At 47.4% G+C, this 3,592-nt stretch carries 3 protein-coding genes and 2 pseudogenes; 3 read left to right on the forward strand and 2 right to left on the reverse strand.

Features of this window, described 5'->3' with window-relative positions:
* The 3 genes and pseudogenes from V6C93_RS02390 to V6C93_RS02400 form a co-directional block, all read left to right on the forward strand.
* Window positions 1-347, forward strand: a pseudogene (locus V6C93_RS02390) (VOC family protein); the annotation flags it as partial.
* 764 nt (window positions 348-1,111) lie between these two features.
* Window positions 1,112-1,375: a hypothetical protein gene (locus V6C93_RS02395; RefSeq protein ID WP_349262598.1), complete on the forward strand. Its 264-nt coding sequence runs from the start codon at window positions 1,112-1,114 to the stop codon at window positions 1,373-1,375.
* Window positions 1,359-1,697: pseudogene (locus V6C93_RS02400) on the forward strand (type II toxin-antitoxin system RelE/ParE family toxin). Before V6C93_RS02395 ends, V6C93_RS02400 begins: the two are co-directional and overlap by 17 nt.
* Before the next feature lie 241 nt (window positions 1,698-1,938).
* Here V6C93_RS02400 and V6C93_RS02405 read toward each other — a convergent pair.
* Together V6C93_RS02405 and V6C93_RS02410 are read right to left on the reverse strand one after the other, a co-directional pair.
* The gene (locus tag V6C93_RS02405) at window positions 1,939-2,763 is read right to left on the reverse strand and encodes a heavy metal-binding domain-containing protein (RefSeq protein ID WP_333475046.1); all 825 of its coding nucleotides are present in this window, start codon (window positions 2,761-2,763) and stop codon (window positions 1,939-1,941) included.
* 57 nt (window positions 2,764-2,820) lie between these two features.
* Window positions 2,821-3,592: heavy metal-binding domain-containing protein (locus tag V6C93_RS02410; protein WP_333475047.1), on the reverse strand; the 772-nt coding region annotated here is incomplete at its 5' end.

The raw sequence follows: 3,592 nt of genomic DNA on the forward strand, positions 1-3,592 counted from the left end.
TCAATTGGCGTGAAACACAAGCTCGCATGGATAACTTACCAGGAGCCGAAGTCCTAGTAACCGCACTGCGACCTGCTCAAGGTGGTTTAGGTATTGAACTGCTAGATTATCTTGTGCCTCCCAAGGGTCGTCCCATGCCGAGTGACTGGAAAAGTTGCGATATTGCACATATGCAAGTCGAGCTAATCGTCAACGACATTGAGCAGGCAGTAGATATGTTCCGGAAAAATGGGGTTGAGGTTGTATCTTCGCGGGTTGTGGAGTTTGCAGATAGCTCATGTCCTTATCGTCAAGGTTGTTTAGTCAAAGACCCTGACGGACATGCTATGTTGGCGATCGCACAGTGATTTAAGAGGGAGATTAAACGGCTGGCACTAACCCAACAACACGCGACCATGCTCCGCTACCACGCTTGACCTTAATTGGAAAGCACAAAACAGTACTACCAACAGACGGCAACTTATCCAGATTAGTAAGCTTTTCAATCTGGCTGTACTTTCTTTTGAGTATCTGAAAAAAGCACTAGAGAGAAACCAAGCGTCATTTGCAGAATTGAGCAAACTTGTTAATGATTATCTAGTTAGTCCTATTTGTTCCCTATGTTGTCACTTAAATTCCGATTTTGTTTCAGGTAGTTCAAGAAGCTGTAAAGCATTTACCAGAATTCCCGATGAAATATGGCAAGGGAGTAATGACCATCGCCAAGCTTATCCTGGTGATAAGGGAATTGTTTTCAAAAGTAGAGGTTAATTAAAATTTCAGGCAATTACTAGAGATAAAACTCCTGAAAAAATTATGCGTAACCGAGAGAAAATACATAGAGAATGGGAAGAGATAAAAAATATTTCCATTGGAGGAATTGATATGTTGAAAGCTGATTCAACTATTTATTTCAATTATTTTAACTCTTAGGTTATATGTTGTGCGATCGCATATTTTATAGGTTAGGTTGACGAAGGAACCCCAACATCTACTTTTGTTTAACATTCATACCCCGTCTGCGATAGCGGTAGCCTCGATAGGAGCTCTACTCGCTGCTGCAAAGCAGATGGCACAGATAGCATAGGGAGAACCAGTAGAATTGAAAGAACTGATAACCCTATTACCACCTATGCTGAAAACCGTCGAAGGCATTTATCAGAATGGGCAAATTGAACTCACCGAACTACCGCAAAATGTGAGCGATCGCACCCAAGTTCTCATCACCTTCCTCGATCCTGGAAAAATCGATCCCACCAAACTGCGCCATCTGATCGATCAGTTGGAGACGATTGCAGGCATTCAGCAAGGCTTCGAGGAACTAGAGCGTGGCCAAACTCGCCCTATCGGGGATTTCATCCAAGAAATGCAGCAAAAGTATGACATTTCAGGTTGAAATTACCCCGATTGCCGAAGCTCAGATTGAGCAAGCCTACCAATGGTATCGAGAGCATAATCCCGAATTTGCCGATCGCTGGTTCCGAGGGTAGATGAATATGATTGCAACGCTCCAAGAGAAGCCCAGGCGCTGTGCCTTAGCAGTCGAACACGAAATTTTTCCTGAAGAAGTCCGGCAATTACTTTACGGGAAATTCAAAAATATGTATCGAGTGCTGTTTACTATTCGAGATATTACAGTCTACGTGTTGTACGTGCGCCATAGCGCTCAAGCACCATTAACTTTAGATGACTTAGACGATCTAGAAGGTGGAGTTTAACGAGAACGCGAAAATCCCCCTCTTCAAGCCGACAGGTCGAGAATTAATCAAGCACGGGGATTGATTCATCGTCCAAAAATCAAAGCATCCAGCGAATAGGCACCAGCGCCTAAAACCGTGAACTGACAAGTCAGCGCTTGCGTATCGCAACCAGCATGATGCAGTACATAAATGCTTGTTCTCAGCTCAGTGGTTTGCCTAGTTCTTTGAGACCCTTGTACTGGCCTTATTGTTGATACCATCAGTCATTAACTGACAGCATCAGATGAGGAGTTGGAATGTGGTGCTCGTCCCGAATCGGTACAATAGCCGTGCCGATCGCAAAAAACTCAATGACATGAGAACTCCACGAGTAGCGACCCTCATGCAGTTGAACTCCCACAATTCCTTGTGCTTTTAGGTGAGCGGCTTCTGCCTGCATTCGTTCCATTGCTAGTTCACGGGCATCATACAGGGCTTGGGTGAAGTTGGTCATCTCCACATTCTTGCCAATATTTTTGAACCACTGACCAATGCCCTGATAGGCTACATGGTAGACGCAGTTACCCATGACCAAACCAACGGGTCGGTAGCCAGCTCGAAGCAACGTCCAAAAATCCTGCCCCGATAAATCGCTGGTGAAAGGCTTGTTATCCAACGTGCGGTAGGACAGATTAGGGTCGCGAGTTCGCACCGCAGTACCGATCGCTACAAATTCCGCAAGATTTGTCTCCCACTCCATGGGCTTAGCCGTCAGACGTACCCCCACAATCCCATCAGCCCCCAGTACATCGGCTTCCTCTTCCATCCGGCTCATTGCCAGTTCCCGCGCATGGTACATCGCCTGGGATAATACCGTCATCTCCATATTCTGGTTAATTCCTGCCCATTGATAGCCAATGTGGTACATGGAGCAACCCACCACCATCCCCAAGGGGTCGAAACCTGCTTCCTTGACCAGCAGAAACTCGTTGACTGATAAATCGCTGGTAAATAGACGATGCTGTTCATCCTTGCCGCGCATCGCTTGCAACCGTTCGCGGGCGTGGGCGGGGAGGTCGTTGGGCATGGGTTGGTTGTTGGTCATAATCAATATCCTGGCTGGGGAATGAGAGGGTTGAGTTTGAGTTAGGCAAGCTAACCGCTAATCCTCAAAATCGTCCACGCGAATTTGGCTAGACTTACCACTCGCGAGGTCATAAATCAGCAGTGGTGATTTTCTACTATTGGTAACGGGTTGCGGGTCGTGAACAATGGAGGTTCCCACGGCTACAAAATGAGCTAATAGATCGTGATACGTTGTTTTGTTATATTCGTACTCAATATCTTCCACACCCATATCGATGTGCATCCCGACAACTCCTGAAGCCTGATGCTTGCGAATATCGGCGGTTAACCGATTCATTGCCAGTTGACGAGCAAGGTTGAAGCCCTGCGTATACTGTGCAACCTCTTGGTTTTGGCTGCTGCCTCTGCCGAAGAAGCCACCCCGCATCATGTTGCGAGTGTTCCAGTCGGTGTGGATATAGTAGGAGCAGATGCCAAAAACGAGTCCGCGAGGATAGTATCCTGCTTGATGCAACTGCCAAAACTCCTGACCGCTGAGGTCGCTGGTGAAGGGTTGAGGATCTATGAGGCGATAGCGAAGCGCTGCTGCGAAGCGCAGATCGCGAATACGAATGGCAGTCCCAACTGCTGTAAACTCAACAGTCCGAGCGCTCCAGTCATAGCCACCCACCTTCAGCCTCACACCGATTACCCCATGAGCGCCCAGCAGTGATGCCTCTTGGCGCAGTCGAGCGATCGCTAATTCCCGCGCTGCCAATTGGGCTTCGCTCAGTTGAGTCAGTTCTCCCGTATAGTTGCGGTAGCCGTTAAAGTATCCCCAAAAGCTGACTTTATAGAAAGCCGTTCCC

Source organism: Allocoleopsis sp., assembly GCF_036703385.1.
In the GTDB taxonomy this organism is placed as follows: domain Bacteria; phylum Cyanobacteriota; class Cyanobacteriia; order Cyanobacteriales; family Coleofasciculaceae; genus Allocoleopsis.

What these genes read in the sequence shown, in the direction of transcription:
- V6C93_RS02395 (WP_349262598.1), top strand. Translation starts at nt 1,112, where the DNA reads ATGCTGAAAACCGTCGAAGGCATTTATCAGAATGGGCAAATTGAACTC.
- V6C93_RS02405 (WP_333475046.1), bottom strand. Translation starts at nt 2,763, where the DNA reads ATGACCAACAACCAACCCATGCCCAACGACCTCCCCGCCCACGCCCGC.